This window comes from Cellulosimicrobium sp. NPDC057862, assembly GCF_042797035.1.
GTDB lineage: Bacteria > Actinomycetota > Actinomycetes > Actinomycetales > Cellulomonadaceae > Cellulosimicrobium.
This window is the reverse complement of sequence record NZ_JBHVMH010000014.1, coordinates 58,156-73,737: the sequence shown is the minus strand read 5'-3', so window position 1 is coordinate 73,737 and position 15,582 is coordinate 58,156. Positions and strand designations below refer to the sequence as shown.

Annotated in this window: 13 protein-coding genes; 6 read left to right on the top strand and 7 right to left on the bottom strand. The window is 74.1% G+C overall.

All coding sequences use genetic code 11. From position 1 onward, the window contains the following. Positions 1–56: 56 nt before the first annotated feature. The 3 genes from ACFVN3_RS16105 to ACFVN3_RS16095 all read right to left on the bottom strand — a co-directional run bounded on the left by ACFVN3_RS16105 (position 57) and on the right by ACFVN3_RS16095 (position 2,132). Positions 57–245 carry a Trm112 family protein gene (locus ACFVN3_RS16105; RefSeq protein ID WP_378233929.1) on the bottom strand — a complete coding sequence of 63 codons (189 nt, stop codon included), beginning with the start codon at positions 243–245 and terminating at the stop codon, positions 57–59. Beyond that, complete coding sequence (locus ACFVN3_RS16100; RefSeq protein ID WP_378233928.1) at positions 242–1,714, bottom strand: phosphomannomutase/phosphoglucomutase; 1,473 nt, start codon at positions 1,712–1,714, stop codon at positions 242–244. Before ACFVN3_RS16100 ends, ACFVN3_RS16105 begins: the two co-directional genes overlap by 4 nt. Before the next feature lie 64 nt (positions 1,715–1,778). Beyond that, positions 1,779–2,132, bottom strand: coding sequence for a DUF3499 domain-containing protein (locus tag ACFVN3_RS16095; protein WP_009863301.1), 354 nt, complete (start codon positions 2,130–2,132; stop codon positions 1,779–1,781). Between the two features lie 112 nt (positions 2,133–2,244). On the opposite strand from ACFVN3_RS16095, the gene ACFVN3_RS16090 reads away from it, so the two are divergent. Beyond that, positions 2,245–2,823 carry a metallopeptidase family protein gene (locus tag ACFVN3_RS16090; protein ID WP_378233926.1) on the top strand — a complete coding sequence of 193 codons (579 nt, stop codon included), beginning with the start codon at positions 2,245–2,247 and terminating at the stop codon, positions 2,821–2,823. Positions 2,824–2,883: 60 nt separating this feature from the next. Next, positions 2,884–4,101: an acyltransferase family protein gene (locus ACFVN3_RS16085; RefSeq protein ID WP_378233925.1), complete on the top strand. Its 1,218-nt coding sequence runs from the start codon at positions 2,884–2,886 to the stop codon at positions 4,099–4,101. 28 nt (positions 4,102–4,129) lie between these two features. Here the strand turns inward: ACFVN3_RS16085 and ACFVN3_RS16080 are convergent, their stop codons facing one another. From ACFVN3_RS16080 to ACFVN3_RS16070, 3 genes are all read right to left on the bottom strand, one after another. Next, complete coding sequence (locus ACFVN3_RS16080) at positions 4,130–5,818, bottom strand: DUF5719 family protein (RefSeq protein ID WP_378233923.1); 1,689 nt, start codon at positions 5,816–5,818, stop codon at positions 4,130–4,132. 80 nt (positions 5,819–5,898) lie between these two features. Continuing rightward, the gene (locus tag ACFVN3_RS16075) at positions 5,899–9,264 is read right to left on the bottom strand and encodes a glycosyltransferase (RefSeq protein WP_378233922.1); all 3,366 of its coding nucleotides are present in this window, start codon (positions 9,262–9,264) and stop codon (positions 5,899–5,901) included. A 131-nt stretch (positions 9,265–9,395) separates the two neighbouring features. Next, positions 9,396–9,725, bottom strand: a complete 330-nt coding sequence (locus ACFVN3_RS16070) for a WhiB family transcriptional regulator (RefSeq protein ID WP_082141085.1) — start codon at positions 9,723–9,725, stop codon at positions 9,396–9,398. 179 nt (positions 9,726–9,904) lie between these two features. On the opposite strand from ACFVN3_RS16070, the gene ACFVN3_RS16065 reads away from it, so the two are divergent. Continuing rightward, positions 9,905–10,681, top strand: coding sequence for a TIGR03089 family protein (locus ACFVN3_RS16065; RefSeq protein ID WP_378233921.1), 777 nt, complete (start codon positions 9,905–9,907; stop codon positions 10,679–10,681). A gap of 33 nt (positions 10,682–10,714) precedes the next feature. On the opposite strand, the gene ACFVN3_RS16060 is transcribed toward ACFVN3_RS16065, so the two are convergent. Then, the gene (locus ACFVN3_RS16060; RefSeq protein WP_378233920.1) at positions 10,715–11,935 is read right to left on the bottom strand and encodes a M15 family metallopeptidase; all 1,221 of its coding nucleotides are present in this window, start codon (positions 11,933–11,935) and stop codon (positions 10,715–10,717) included. 71 nt (positions 11,936–12,006) lie between these two features. Here ACFVN3_RS16060 and ACFVN3_RS16055 point away from each other — a divergent pair, with 71 nt between their 5' ends. The 3 genes from ACFVN3_RS16055 to ACFVN3_RS16045 all read left to right on the top strand — a co-directional run bounded on the left by ACFVN3_RS16055 (position 12,007) and on the right by ACFVN3_RS16045 (position 15,566). After that, positions 12,007–12,633, top strand: coding sequence for a class I SAM-dependent methyltransferase (locus ACFVN3_RS16055; protein WP_378233919.1), 627 nt, complete (start codon positions 12,007–12,009; stop codon positions 12,631–12,633). A gap of 167 nt (positions 12,634–12,800) precedes the next feature. Further along, the gene (gene rfbA, locus ACFVN3_RS16050) at positions 12,801–13,664 is read left to right on the top strand and encodes a glucose-1-phosphate thymidylyltransferase RfbA (protein WP_378233918.1); all 864 of its coding nucleotides are present in this window, start codon (positions 12,801–12,803) and stop codon (positions 13,662–13,664) included. A 90-nt stretch (positions 13,665–13,754) separates the two neighbouring features. After that, positions 13,755–15,566, top strand: a complete 1,812-nt coding sequence (locus ACFVN3_RS16045) for a peptidoglycan recognition protein (RefSeq protein ID WP_378233917.1) — start codon at positions 13,755–13,757, stop codon at positions 15,564–15,566. Positions 15,567–15,582: the final 16 nt, after the last annotated feature.

Here is a 15,582-nt window from a genome sequence, read left to right as displayed (position 1 = left end):
CCGACGAGCGGAGCACCGGACCGACTCTACCGACTGCGGCCCCCTGGTCCGACGGGTCAGAGCTCGCGCGCGTCGTCCTCCAGCAGGACCGGGATGCCGTCGCGCACCGGGTAGGCGAGCGGACGGTCGGGGTCGGTGGAGTGCAGCTCCGGCTCGCCGGACGGGCCGGTGCCGTCCACGAGGGGGGCGCCGGTCACGGGGCAGCGCAGGGCCTCGCGCACCCAGGGGTCGATCTGCAGGCTCATGCTCGCTCCTCGTCGTCGTGCGTGCGCACGAGCGACAGGACGTCGTCGCGCACCTTCTCCATGATGTCCTCGTCGGCCGCCTCGACGTTGAGCCGCAGCAGCGGCTCGGTGTTCGAGGCGCGGAGGTTGAACCACCACTGCGGGTGGGAGTCCCAGTGCGAGACGGTCAGCCCGTCGAGCTCGTCGACCTCGACCGGTCCGCCGCCCTGCTGCGTCACGTAGGCCTCGACGACGCGCGCCCGGGCTGCGGGCACGTCGGCCACGGTCGAGTTGAGCTCGCCCGACGCGACGTACGGCTCGTACATCTCCCCCAGCGCCGACAGCGGGTGCGGCTGCGACCCGAGCGCGGCGAGCACGTGCATCGCTGCGAGCATCCCTGTGTCCGCGAAGAAGAAGTCGCGGAAGTAGTAGTGCGCGCTGTGCTCGCCGCCGAAGACGGCGTCGTTGTCGGCCATCTGCGCCTTGATGAACGAGTGCCCGACGCGCGTGCGCACGGTCCTTGCGCCCGCGGCACCGAGGAAGTCGGGCACGGCGCGCGAGGTGATGAGGTTGTGGATCACCGTCGGCGTACGTCCCGCCTCGACCTCCTTGGCGACCTCGCGCAGCCCGACGAGCGCGGTGATCGCGGACGGTGACACGGGGTCGCCGTGCTCGTCGACGACGAAGCAGCGGTCCGCGTCGCCGTCGAACGCGAGCCCGAGGTCGGCGTCGTGCTCCACGACGGCGGCCTGCAGGTCGAGCAGGTTCTTCGGGTCGAGCGGGTTCGCCTCGTGGTTCGGGAACGTGCCGTCGAGCTCGAAGTACAGCGGCACGACGTCGAGCGGCAGCGCGGGCAGGCCCGCACCCGTGCCCAGGACGGCGGGCACGGTGTGGCCACCCATCCCGTTCCCGGCGTCGACCACGACCTTGAGCGGCCGGATCCCGGACAGGTCGACGAGCGAGCGCAGGAACGCCGCGTAGTCCGCGAGCATGTCACGGTCCGCGACCGTCCCCGGCTCGTCCGCGGCGGCCGGGAGTCCGTGGTCGAGGAAGCCCTCCGCGAGCCGGCGGACCTCCGCGAGCCCCGAGTCCTGCCCCACCGGCCGCGCTCCCGCGCGGCACAGCTTGATCCCGTTGTAGACGGCCGGGTTGTGGCTCGCGGTGAACATGGCGCCCGGCACACCTTCCACGCCGGACGCGTGGTAGAGCCCGTCCGTGGAGCACAGGCCGATCCGCACGACGTCGACCCCGGCCTCCGTGAGACCCGCGGCGAAGGCGTCCACGAGCTCGGGCCCGGAGTCGCGCATGTCGTGCCCGACGACGACGCTCGCCCGGGCCGGCGCGTCGCCGGCCGTGACGGGCACCTCGGGCAAGGCCACCGCCCGGGCGAACGCGGCGCCGATGGCCTTCGCCACCTGGGGGTTCAGCTGGTCCGGGACGGTGCCGCGGACGTCGTACGCCTTGATGAGGTGGGAGAGGTCGGTGCTCACGGCGTCCACCCTAGCGAGCCGGTCGTCGTCGGGCCGTCTCGGCGGGCCGCGGATCCGCGCAGCCTCAGTCGGCTTCGGCGCGCAGCACGCGCAGGTGGCCGCGCCGCCCCACCTCGGTGACGTCCGGAGGCTCGGGCTCCGTCCGGACCTTGCCCGCCTCCCGCACCGCGTCCGCGAGGGCCGACAGGTCGTCGTCGCTCGGGCCGGTCTCGACGAACTGCGGCGACAGGCGCACGACCTCCCAGCCGCGCGGCGCGGTGAGGCGCTCCGCGTGCTCGGCGCACAGGTCGTAGCTGTGCGGCTCGGCGAGGTGCGCGAGCGGGCCCAGGACCGCCGTGGAGTCGGCGTAGACGTAGGTGAGGGTCGCGACGGCGGCACGGACGCACGCCGTGCGCGAGCACTGCCTGACGGATCTCACGCGCTGACCATACGCCCTCCGGGCGTGCCGTGGGGCCGACACACGCCGTCCGGGGCCGGCACCGCCGCAGGTGGGCGCGCTGCGCCGGGCGTCCGCGGGCTAGAGTCGTCGTGTGCGTGGCAACTCTCCGTCCCCCGGCTCGCGACCTGAGCCCGCCGGCAAGGGGCGCCGGGCCCGCGACCGCTGGTCGCGCCGGGCGGCCGTCGCCCCGCCCCCCGTGTCGTTCGACGAGCTCGTCATCCCGCCCCGCGCACCCGGCCCGGGCGGCCAGGGTCCGGTGCCACGACGGCGGGACCGCCGTGGTCGTGGGATCCGCGGACCGCTCCTGCCCCCCACCGCACCGGCGAGCCGCACGCGCGCGGAGAAGTTCGACGACGTCGTCGTCGACGTCGTCGAACGGGTCGAGCGCTCGTGGGCCAATCAGCTGCGCGGGACGGAGTTCGCGGTCGAGGACGTCCCGCCGTCAGACCCTGCACCCTGGGAGGACGGCGGCGTGCCGCTCGGCCGGTGCTTCCCGGCCGAGTCCGGTCAGCCCGCACGCATCGTCGTCTACCGGCGTCCGGTCGAGGCCCGCGCGTTCGACGCCGAGGACCTGGAGGACCTCGTCCGAGACGTCCTCGTGGAGCAGGTCGCGCACCTGCTCGCGCGCACGCCGGAGGAGATCGACCCGCGGTACACCGGGGATCGCTGAACCAGTACCAGCACGCTCGAGCGTTGAACTCACCTCCTCGCTGAGGTAGTCTCGCGGCCCGTGTCTCATGCCCGGGTCGAGCTGGCGTCCTCCGGGCGCCGCATGGTCGAGCTCGACGGGCTGCGCGGCGTCGCGGCGATCGTCGTGCTCGCCCACCACACCGCGCTGGTGCTCCCCGCGGTGGCCTCGTCGTTCGTCGGCGGTGAGGCGGCGGATCAGGGAAGCGCAGCCTGGTGGCTGACGAGCACCCCGTTGCGCCTGCTCGTGGACGGACCGGACGCAGTGCTCGTGTTCTTCGTGCTCAGCGGGCTCGTGCTCACCCTCCCGGTGCTGCGCTCGCCCGGGTACGACTGGCCCTCCTTCTACTCCGGGCGGCTCGTCCGGCTCGGCGTTCCCGTGCTGGGCTCGATCGTGCTCGCCTACGCGCTGCGGCTCGCGCTCCCACCGGTCCCCTCGCACGAGAGCGAATGGGTCTCCGACTACCGTCTCCTCGATCTCTCGTGGGAGCACGGCTTCCGAGCCCTCGACCTCGTCGCGGGCAGGTACTCCCTCAACAACCCCCTCTGGTCGATCCGGTGGGAGATGCTGTTCTCTCTCGCGCTCCCCGTCTTCGTCGTGGCGGGCGTGGTCCTGCGGCGTCGCTGGCTCGTCGCGGCCGCGGTGGTGGTAGGCGTCGGCTGGCTCGGGTTCTCGTCGGGGGACGCGAGCGCGCGGTTCCTCCCCGTCTTCCTGCTCGGCTCCGTGATCGCCTGCAACCTGGGTCGGATCGGTTCGGCCGCTGCCTCCGGCTACCGCGGGAACCCGGCACGGCACCACGCCCTGTGGCTTCTCACGCTCGTGAGCTCGCTGGCGCTCCTGCTCGTCGGACCGCTCCTGAGCCACCGACTGGACGAGGGCACGAACGAGATCGTCCAGGCAGTCGCCCCGCTGGGCGCCGCCGGGGTCGTCCTGGCTGCCATCGCGTGGCGCCCGGTGCGAGTGGCCCTCTCCTGCACCCCCGCGCGGCTCGCGGGCAAGTACTCGTTCAGCCTCTACCTCGTCCACGTCCCGGTCATCTTCGCCGTCCTGTGCGTGCTCCCCGACGCGAGGTTCAGCGTCACGGCTCCGCTCTCGGTCCTCCTGTCGCTCCTGCTGGCGGTGGGCTTCTACCACCTGGTCGAGGCGCGGAGCCACCGCTGGGCGCGGGCGGTCGGGACGCGGTCGTCCGCCGCGCTGCGCTCGATCCAGTCCCGGAGACCCGGCCCGTCGAGCACACCCGAGCGCACCCCGCCGGAGTGAACCCGGCTCAGGAGACCGGGACTGCGTCCTACGGCCCGATCCCGGCCGTTGCCGACGCGCGGACCGCGATCTCGTCCGGCACGGGCGCGTCGTCCACGGGCAGGAGCACCGAGACCAGGCTCGGCGTTCCGTCCCCGTCGTCCCCGCTCGGCGGCCCGGCGCTGACGGCGACCGACCAGGCCGGGCGCAGGGCCCCGCCCGTACCGACGACGTCGACCGTCACGGCCGCGACCGTGGCGTCCGAGCCCTCGGGGCGCAGCGTCGACGGGTCGAGAGTCCGCGTCGTGCCGGCGGTGAGCGTCACGGTCGTCGCCCCGGCCTCGGCCCCGTCCTCGTCGTAGGCGCGGACGCGGAGCTCGAGACGTCCGGTCGCGTCGTCGCCCTCCGCGGCACCCGCCGTCGGGACCGCCGCGATCGTCAGCGAGGACGACGTCCCGGGGACGAGCGCGACCTGCCCGGCCCGCGCACCGTCCTCGCCGACAGGGCCGTCCTCGTCGACCGGGACGGATGCGGGCGTCAGCGGTCGCGCGGCGACCCAGGCGCGGTCGTACTGGCGTTCCTCGTGCAGCAGGTCGGGGTCCACCTCGCCGCGTCGGTCGACCGACGCACCGGCGACGACGGGGACGTCCGCGTGCACCGCCACGGCGTACGAGCCGGCGGGGAGCCCGCCGAGCGAGACGTCGGTGACGACGCCGGGCGTGAGGGCGACGTCCTCCACCCCCCGCAGCGGCACCGTCCCGTCCTCGCCGTAGACCGTCACGCGCGCGGTCCCCGCCTCGCCGCCGGGGGCGAGGAGACGCAGTTGCGGGGCGTGCGGGTCGTCGACGGCCTCGCCGACGCTCGCGACGCCCGCGAGCACGAGGTCCTGGGCAGGCTCCGCACCGGGGACGACGTAGTCGACCCCGAGCGGGACCAGCCCGTCGAGCACGGAGTGCTGGAGGTAGGCGGAGACGAGCCCGCCGGACGCTGCGACGTGCACGACGAGGCGGCGCTGCTCGGGAGCCGCGGCCTCGACCAGCGTCACGACCTCCTCGCCCGGCCCGACGAGCTGCTGCCCACCCCCCGAGAGCACGGCCTCGCCGCCCTGGCCCCAGACGTCCACCTGCACGACCGCCGGGGTGAGGCCCGGGTTCTGGAGCACGAGCTGGGTGCTGCTGCCGATCTCGGTGCTCCCGCCCACGAGCCACTGGCTGATGCCCGGCCGCGAGCAGCTCGCGGCGGCGAGCCCGCGCAGGTCCCCGGCGGTCGTCACGGAGCCGACCGACGCGGCGACCCGTGGCGCGTCGCCCGGCTCAGGTCGCACGGTGAGGACCGCGCCATCCGCCGGTCCCTCGATCGTCGCGACGGTGGCGTCCGCATCCTGCGCGCGATCGATGCCCTGGGGGGCGGCCCCGTCGAACGCGCCGAGCTCGGCGGACCCGCCACCCTGGAGCACGGCGCGCAGGCTGCTCGTCGTGCCCACCGGCGCCGGACCGAACTGGGCGTCACCGACCGTCTCCGGATCCGTGAGCCGTGCGGGCCCCGGGCAGACCGTGACCTCCGGGCCCGGCTCGACGGTCACCTGCTGGACCTGGTCGGCGGGAGCCGGCGCGGGTGGCAGGAGCGTCGCACCCGTGCTCCCGAACGCGGCCACGGCGCCCACCGCGAGCATCCCGACCAGGCCGGCGCCCGTCGTCGTGACGCGCCGCACGATCCCGCGCCCCCTGCCGCCGGGCACGCCAGCCTCCGTCCCTGCCTGGTCCGCCCGGCCGGGGCCCGTCTCGTTCTCCGTCGCCACCGCTCTACCTCGCCACCGCTCTACCTCGCTCCCGCCCGACGGCGCCGCACCGGCACCGCGAGCAGCACGTACACCAGCAGGGTCACCCCTGCCACCGTCATCCAGCCGGACCTGTGGTCCGCCGCATGGAACACCTCGAGGTGCCCGCCGGCGGCACCGACGGAGAACGCCTGGAGCCCTCGTGTCGTCTCCGGGTCGACCGTCGCGAGGGGGCGGCCGTCGAGCGTCGCCCGCCACCCGGACGAGGCGTTCTCGGCGAGCACGACGACACGGTCCTCGGCTCCGGCCGCGACGGTCGTGTCGACCGGCCGCAGGGCCTGGCGGTCGGCGTCGAGCGACTGAGCGCCCACGGCGGACTCGATCCGCGCGTAGGAGGGCTCGGGGCCCTCGGGCGCCACCCGCCAGACCAACCCGGCCTGCCCCTCCGTCACCCGCTCGAGCCCTGGCACCGTGTCGAGCCGCGCCACGAGCTCCGCACGAGCCTGGTCCGCCTCCGCCGCGGCCGGGAGCAGGACGGCGCCCACCCCGAGGAGCCCGAGCCCGTCGGCGACGTCGGCGGACGTCCCGGACACGAGCTCGGCGACGAGCCGGGGCAGCTCGCCCTCTGCCGCGCCCGGGTTCGCAGCCTCCCAGGCGTGCACGACGACCGAGGAGTCGACCGCCTGCGGCCCGTCCGAACGCAGGGCCGCGTACTCGACCACGCCGCCCGGACCGAGCTCGAGGCTGAGGACGCGGGCCTGGCGCGGGGAGGACTGCATCTGCTGCCCCACCGGGGGGACGACGGGCTCGGTCGTCGCGACGACGTCGCCCACCCGTGGGTCGTCCCTGTCGAGCACTCCCGCGGTCCACGACGCCGCCGTCCCCAGCGGGAGCAGCGTCACGACCAGGCCCAGCGCGACGACCGCGCCGGTCCGCCACGCGGGCGCGCTGCTGCCGGGGAGGCGTGGGACGCCGACGAGCGCGGCGCCGAGGAGCCCGAGCAGCGCCAGCGAGACACCCGCCCCGGGCCAGCCGGTCACCGGGGCGTCCGGTGACGCCCCGGCCGTGACGACCGTCGAACCGGCGAGGAGAGCGGTCGCGAGACCGAGCGCCGCGACGAACCACGCTCCGACCGCCAGGCGTCGCCCGCGGAGCACGGCCACGACGGCGAGCACCACGACGGTCGCCCCTGCCGCGAACGGGGCCCAGCGCGCGAGGAGGTCCACCGCCCCCGAGCCGTCCAGCCCGAACCAGGGGGACGGCGTCGTCGGCAGGCCCAGCAGCTGCTGCCACGGCGCGGCAGGCACGGCCGCGACGGGCGCACCGGGGTCCGCGAGCAGGAGACGCCAGCCGCCGTCGCCCGCCGTCTGCGCCGCGTGGACGAGGAACGGCGCGAACAGCACGAGGGCGGGGACGGGCACCAGGGCGAGGTAGCGCCGGTGCGCGCGCACCCCGAGCGCGACCACCACGAGCACGAGGGCTCCCACCGGGAGGAGCACGGGAGAGCCGGCGACGACGACGGCGAAGAGCAGGCCGGCCGTCGCCGCGGCGGCGAGCGACCCGGGCTCGGGCCGCGGGTCCGGCCGAGGGATCCTCGGCGTCGGCGGGGCGACCATGTCGACGCGCTGCAGCCCGAGCGCGCGGACCACCGCGAGCGCGAGCCACGGGAGCGTGGCGTGCACGAGCACGGCGCCCACCCGGCCCGCGCCGACGGCCGTGAGCAGCGCGGGCGCGGCCACCCAGACGAGCGTGGCCCAGGCGCGTGCCGGGACCGAGCGCACGACGGCGCCCGCGGCGAACCAGGCGCCCGTCCCCGCGGCGACGAAGCAGGCCGGGACCAGCAGGTTCACCGCGGTCTGCGTCGCCCCGCCCGCCAGCAGCGACGCGGGCACGAGAGCCGTGACGTAGGGGTCTGCGGGCGCCGGCGCCCCGAGGCCGGTCGTGACCCACCCGGTCGTCGCGGCACGCCAGACGTCCCCGAGGGTGCCCGTCGCAGGGAGCAGAGACCCGCCGACGAGGCGTCCGCCGGCGAGCAGCGCCCCGGCGAGCGGGCCGAACACGACGGCCGTGTAGGCCGCGAGGACCACGGCCGTCGCGGCGAGCCCCGCCCGGCGCCGCAGGGCGAGGGCCCTCAGCTCGCGCCGCTCGATGTCGGTGGGAGCCCATGCGGTGCGCCGCTGCTCCGCGCGCGCCAGACGTCGGTCCCGGCGCTCGGCGAGGACCTCGCGCCACGTGCCGCGCAGCGGGCGCAGCGCGCGCCGCGGGAGCCTGCGCGTGCGCCGCGCGGTCCGCCGTGCACGCCACACCGGCCCGACCCGGACGAGCACCCACAGCGGCGCGAACAGCTCGTCGCGCGCGTGCCCCGGCTGCTTGACGAGCAGCCGGTAGGCGGCGTGGAACGGCGCGCCGACGACCATCGCGAGCGCGACGAACGGTAGCCACGGTGCCGCGACCCCGACGAGCCGCGCGTGGAGCTGCGACCGGCGACGCGCCGCGGAGGAGGTGCCGGGGTCCGGCGCGGGGAGGGCGGTCGTGCCACGTCGCCGTTCCCGCAGGCCGAGCAGTGACGCCTGCGCGTGCCGCACCACCGCGGAGGGCACCACGATGACGCGGTGCCCCGCGAGGCGGGCGCGCCGGCACAGGTCGAGGCCGTCGCCGAACGGCCCGTACTCGGGGTCGGTCCCGCCGAGCTCCTGCCACACCGTGCGGCGCACCAGGGCACCCGCGAGCCCGACGGCGAGCACGTCGTCGCGGGCGTCGTGCTGACCCTGGTCGATCTCGTCGTCGTCGATCCCGGTCAGACGCCGCCCCAGGGGGGTCGTCGTGACGCCCACCTCGACGAGGCGGCTCGTCGTGCCCGGCTCGAAGGGCGGTGCAGGCTCCGTGCCGGAGCCGGTGACCCACCGCTCCTGCTTGGGACCGGCCACGGCCACGGCGGTCGAGTGCTCGACCGCACGAAGGAGCTCCGCGAGGGCGTCGGGTGCGGGCGCCGAGTCGTCGTGGAGGAGCCAGAGCCACGTGCCCTGCTCGACGCTCGCGAGCGCGGCGTCGACCGCGTCGCCGAAGGAACGGGCGCGGGGCGCGGCCACGAAACGCGCGTCTCCGAGCTGGAGGCCCTGGTGCTCGCGGCTCGCGTCACCGGTGGCGGCGTCCACGACGACGACCGTGTGCGGACTCGTCGTCTGGGCGCGCACCGCCGCGAGCGTCTGGGCGAGGAACGGCGTGCTGCCGCGGGTGACGACGACGGCGGTCACGGTCGTGACGACCGGGAGCGCCCCGGTGACGGCGGCGAGGATCTCGGGTGCCGCGACGACGCCCGGCACCGCAGCGGCACGCGCCGCCGCCGCCGGCGTGAGGTCGCCGGGGCGGGCGCTGCGCGCGGACGTGGTGAGGTCGGAGGAAGTCATGTCCCGTCGATCATGCGACGGACACGGCTCCGGACGCGGCATTTGCGCGCCCCGGTGTGGCGGGGCGTCGTGGCCTCGTCACGGTGCGGCCCGGCGACGCGTGCGACGACGGGCCCTCGGCGCGCTCGTCGTCAGACGACGCGGCGCTTGAGCTTGCGGCGCTCTCGCTCCGAGAGACCGCCCCAGATGCCGAACCGCTCGTCGTTCTCGAGCGCGTACTCCAGGCACTCCGCACGGACCTCGCAGCCCGTGCAGACCTTCTTGGCCTCGCGCGTGGACCCGCCCTTCTCCGGGAAGAAGGCCTCCGGGTCCGTCTGGGCGCACAGCGCCCGCTCCTGCCATCCCATGAGCGAGTCGTCGACCGGCTCGCCGAAGAGCGGCAGCACCGGTGCCACGCGCTCCACCTCTCGTTCAGCGTCGGAGGGGAAGACCCCTCCCGTCCCGTCCAGCATGTTCCACATCGTGCGCCCCTTCATGCCGTTCGCCGGGCCTCGTGGCGAGAACCCCGCCGGAAACTGCATTGAAGAAATTACACGCGTGTCGTCCGCGGGCGTCAAGCCGAAATGTGATAGCGACGAGGAGGCGAGGGGTGAAAACCCGACATGTCGGGATGCGATATCAGCACTCTAGGGTGGTGTCCATGGTGACCGCTCCCCATCCCCCGGCCCCGCGCGACGACCGCCCCAGGCACGTCGCTGACCTGCTGCGTCTCGTCACGCGGGACCCTGGCCGCCCGCGGCTCACGTGGTACGGCGACGACCACGAGCGCGTCGAGCTCTCCGGCGCGGTGCTCGAGAACTGGGTCAACAAGACGACCAACCTTCTCGTCGAAGAATTCGACGCGGGTCCCGGCACGCGGGTCGTTCTCGACCTTCCCGCGCATTGGCGCACGGTCGTCTGGGCGCTCGCCATATGGCGCACGGGAGCGACGGTCGTGCTCGCGCCCGCCGAGGACGACGCTACGACGGGTGCGGTCGGCACGCGAGCGGACGTCGTCGTGACGACACGCCCCGACCGCTGGGCGGGCACCCGTGCCGAGCTGGTCGCCGTCGCACTCCCCGCGCTCGCGCGGCGCTTCGGAGCGGATCTTCCGGCAGGCGCGATCGACGCCGCGTCCGCCGTGATGACGTACGGCGATCAGCTCGGCTGGGTCCCCGACGTCGATCCGGAGGCGGCAGCCCTCGAGGACGGCCCGTCCACGACGACCCACCGAGCGGTGTTCGCGACCACCGTCGCGACCGGAGGTGCCCGCGAGGTGGTCGACGGGCGCCTCGGCGTCCCCGGATCCCTCGCCCGCCTGCTCACGCTCTGGAGCGCGGACGGCTCCGCCGTCCTCCTCGCACCCGACGTCGCGACCGGGCTGGATGCCGACCCGGACCGCCGCGCACGGCTCCTGCAGAGCGAGCGGGCCTCCTGACGGCAGCACCGCTCCATCGACGACGTGGCGCCGTCAGCCCGTGTACTCGAAGTGCCAGTACTCCGGGTTGGAGCCGTCCTGCCACGCCCACCGCGGCGCGTGCCAACCGAACGCGGGCGCGTTCACCTTGAGCCACTCGTACGAGGCTGACCCGAAGCCGTGCTGCGACCCTTCGGCGGTGTCGAGCGCGAGACCCCACCCGTGGTTCGACGTCCCGGGGACCGCGGCGACGGTACCGAGCGTCATGCGCAGGTACACCTGCGTCGCGTACGTCCGGTAGCCGTAACCGATCGACATCGATCTCCCGAAGCGACCCCAGTACGCGCTGTTGAGCCGCTCGAGGGCGCGCTGGGCGTCGCACCGCAGGAGGACCGAGCGCTTCCACGACACCGGGCACAGGGTCGCGGTGTCGAGCCGGCCGTTGCGGCCGGTGTACGGGGCGGGGGCACCGGCCGCCTGCCACTCGGCCGGTGTGAGGTACTTCTGCACCGTCGGTCCGGAGTACCGGATGGCCGGGCCGGAGAAGTCCTTCTCGAAGATGTCGCCAGGGAAGCGGGGTGCGACGCGCGGCGACGGCGAGCCCTCGGCGAGCCACTCGGTATAGCTGATGGGGCGACCCTGGCCGTAGCGCAGGTCAGACATGCGTGCGATCGAGCCGTTCCACGAGAGCTTCACGAAGCCCTCGTTCGCGCGGACCGTGGGAGCGCGGTACCCGGTCGCGGCCCACTCCCGCTCGGTCAGCTTGTGGAGGCTCCTGTCGGGACCCCGGAGGAAGAGCTCCGGCGACGAGTCCCACCGGTGGATCGTGCTTCCGGGGATCCACCCCGTCATCCGTGGCTCGGGGCGCCCTGCGGCCGACCACGTGTCGCCGGTCAGCCGGTCCCAGTCCCGGACCGCCGCGGACCAGTAGGTGACCGCATAGACGGTCGGCGACCACGGGTAGCGGACGAACTCCGTCTGGGTGGGCGACGGGACCGGAGAGCCCGCGGCCAGCCACTGCGCGTACGTCAGTCGCCGATGGTCGATGCCCTCGACGACGTAGATCGTGGGGTCGTGCGGCTTCTTGACGTACTTCACGGGAGCTGCCTCCGGCTCCAGGACGGCACCCGAGCCGGCTCGCGCGGCGACGACCGAGCCGCCGGTGCCGTGGCTCGCCCCGGTCGGGGCCACGACCCCGACGACGAGACCGCTGACGAGCACCCCCACGAGCGCGGACCGGACCGCGCCGGCGCGGGCGCGCCTCCTGAAAGACATACGACCCCCTCGCCACGCCCCGCCGGCCCCCGCCATGTACTCTCGTCGAAAACCGCGCGGTGGGAGGGAACGTGTCAGCAGAGTCTGCCCCGAAGGGCGCGCCGCAGCACCTCGACACGACGTCAGAGGACTACACCGAACGCCTCCGCGCCCTCCAGGGCAGCTGGTGGAAGCGCCTGCTGCACGTCCAGGCCCCGTATCGGTGGAACCTGCGTCGGCACCTGGGCGCCCGACCCACGATCGACCTCGGCTGCGGGATCGGCCGCAACCTGTCCGCGCTCGGCGCGGGCAGCGTCGGTGTCGACCACAACCCCACGTCGGTCGCCTTCTGCCGCACGACGGGTCACCGCGCCTACCTGCCGGACGAGTTCTTCCGGCTCCCTGACGGCGATCGCCCGCGTGACGGCCTCCTCGTGGCGCACGTGCTCGAGCACCTGGCGCCGGGCAGCCAGGAGGACTTCCTCCGTCCGTACGTCGAGACGCTCCGGCCCGGGGCGGTCGTCATGGCCGTCTGCCCGCAGGAGCGCGGCTACCGGAGCGACGCGAGCCACACGGACTTCGTGGACGGCCCGCGCCTCGTGCGAATCTTCCGCTCCGTCGGTCTCGACGTCGACGGCTGGTCGTCGTTCCCGTTCCCGCGTAGCGCGGGAGGCCTGTTCGTCTACAACGAGTTCGTGGCCGTCGGCCGCGTCCCTTGACGGCATCGCGGCCGCCCGCCCCGACCCGCCCGCGGGCGTAGCGGGCGTAGGGACGGAGCCGCTCCGCCGCTCTCCTCCGGGCGATCCACCCGCGGCCAGACAGGTCGTCGCGGGTACCCGGCGACCTCTCCTCGGACGCGCCGACACGGCATGAGAGGATCGCCACCATGCGCGGAATCATCCTCGCCGGCGGCTCCGGCACCCGACTGCACCCGATCACTCTCGGCGTGAGCAAGCAGCTCGTACCCGTGTACGACAAGCCGATGATCTACTACCCGCTCTCGACGCTGATCCTCGCGGGCATCCAGGACATCCTCGTCATCACGACGCCGCACGACGCCGAGCAGTTCCGTCGGCTTCTCGGTGACGGCTCGCAGTTCGGCGTCTCGATCTCCTACACGGTGCAGGCGGAGCCGAACGGGCTCGCGCAGGCCTTCGTGCTCGGCGCCGAGTTCATCGGGGACGACTCCGCGGCGCTCGTGCTCGGGGACAACATCTTCTACGGTCCGGGTCTCGGGAGCCAGCTCACCCGGTTCGACGGGCTCGACGGTGGCGCCGTGTTCGCCTACCGGGTCTCGGACCCCACCGCGTACGGCGTGGTCGAGTTCGACGAGAACGGGACCGCGCTCTCGCTCGAGGAGAAGCCTCGCGAGCCGAAGTCCAACTACGCCGTGCCGGGCCTGTACTTCTACGACAACGACGTCGTCGCCATCGCGCGCGACCTGCAGCCCTCGGCACGGGGCGAGTACGAGATCACCGACGTCAACCGGGAGTACCTGCAGCAGGGTCGGCTCCAGGTCGAGGTCCTCCCTCGCGGCACCGCGTGGCTGGACACCGGGACGTTCGACTCCCTCCTCGAGGCCTCGGACTTCGTCCGCACCATCGAGAACCGCCAGGGACTGAAGATCGGCTCGCCGGAAGAGGTCGCGTGGCGTCGGGGATTCCTCTCGGACGACGAGCTGCGGGCCCGGGCCGAGAAGCTGGTGAAGTCCGGCTACGGCACGTATCTCCTGGGGCTGCTCGACTCCTGAGCCCTTCTCCCCCGCGCGGCAGGGAAGCCGAGGGGTTAGCGTGACGACGGCGCCGACAGGTGCCCGAGTCTCCTAGGAGGTGCCCGGACGATGCTGACCCGAACCCGGCGCGTCGTCGCGCTGACGACGTCGCTCACGATGCTCGGTACGGTCCTCGTGGCCGGGCCGACGATCGCGCGCCCGACGGTCGTCGACACGGTGTCGCGGGCGACCGCCCTCCCGGCAGAGGCCCCGGAACCGGTCGAGCCGTCGGTCGAAGAGATTCCGCTCGAGGCGGCCCCGCTCGCCGAGGAGCCGTCCTCCGTCGCGCCGTTCTCGACCGACCCTCACGACACCGCGGCGGGCGCGACGGACACGTCGGAGGAGCTCCACGCCTCCTCCGACGTCTCGGGCTTCGTGACGGTCGGAGTCGTCTGGCAGGGGCCCGCGGACCCGACCGGCCTCACGGTCGAGGTGCGGTCCGAGAGCGCCGCCGGTGCCTTGAGCGCCTGGGAGGCGCTCGAGATCGAGCCGGGGTCCCAGGACTCGGTCCCGGGGACGGCACCGTTCGTGGCCGGTGACGTCTCCCGTGTCGAGGCCCGGGTGACCGGTGCCGTCGCCGAGGTCCACGACGTCGAGCTCGTGGTCATCGACCCCGGTACCAGCGCGGCGGACTCCTCGGACACGCTCGCACCCCCCGTCCCGGCGGCCTTCGGAGGCGGCTCCGGCACCGGGCTGTCGAGCACGGGAACCACTGGGCTGTCGAGCGCGGGAACCCGCGGGCTCGCCTCGACCGCGTCGTCGGTCCCGTCCGGGTACCCCGGCAGCTCGCGGGCGCCCGCCTTCTTCTCCCGCGCGCAGTGGGGCGCCGACGAGTCGCTGCGGACGTGGTCGCCCGCCCAGGGGAACGTCCAGGCCGCCGTCATCCACCACACGGCGGGCACGAACTCCTACGGCACGGGCGACGTCCCGGCGATCCTTCGAGGGATCTACGCCTACCACGCGCAGACGCGCGGGTGGGGAGACATCGGCTACAACTTCCTCGTCGACAAGTTCGGTCGGATCTGGGAGGGACGCGCGGGGGGCATCGAGCTCGAGACCACGGGCGCCCACGTCTCGGGCTACAACACTCCGACGACGGGCGTCTCGGTCCTCGGGAACTACCAGACCGCGACCGTGAGCAACGCAGCCGTCGACGCGATCGTCCGTCTCCTCGGCTGGAAGCTCTCGATCCACGGCGTCGACGCGGGCGGGACGACCGTGATCAACGGGCAGCGGCTACCGACGATCTTCGGCCATCGTGACGTCGCCTCCACCTCCTGCCCGGGACAGTCCTTGTGGATCCGGCAGGACGAGATCAGGCGCCGGGTCAAGGCTGAGCAGTCCAGGTACTCCGGGCTCTGGGGGACGGCGACGGGAAGCTTCGTCATGTCTCCCTACCGCTCCGACGTCTACCTCGTGGTGGGCTCGACGAAGCACCCGGTCGCCTCGATGAACGTCCTCTGGTCGAACTCCGTCCAGGGCCGGGTCTCTGACGCCGCCGACAGCTACCTGTCGTACCTGCGCACGGGCAAGCCGCTCGGGCGCTTCGTCCGCGACCCCCGGGACGGGGCGGTCGCGTACGTCGACGGCAACACGCGGCGGCGCGCGCCGAGCTGCGAGCTCGTCACGGACTACGGCTCGGCCTGCCGTTCGGCCGTGGACCTCACGGCGGCGCAGTGGTCACGGCTGGCGGCCGGCCCGACCCTGAGCCGTTTCGTCCGGTCGTCGGCCGACAGCTCCGTGTTCCTGGTCGAGGGCGGAACGCGCCGCTGGGTCTCGTCCTGGGACCGGCTGCTGACTCTCAACGGCGGGAAGTCGCCGACCATCAGCGTGCTGTCGCCCCAGGCCGTCGCGGAGATCCGGCGAGGTGCGGACGCCTGACCGCCCGGCGGCAACG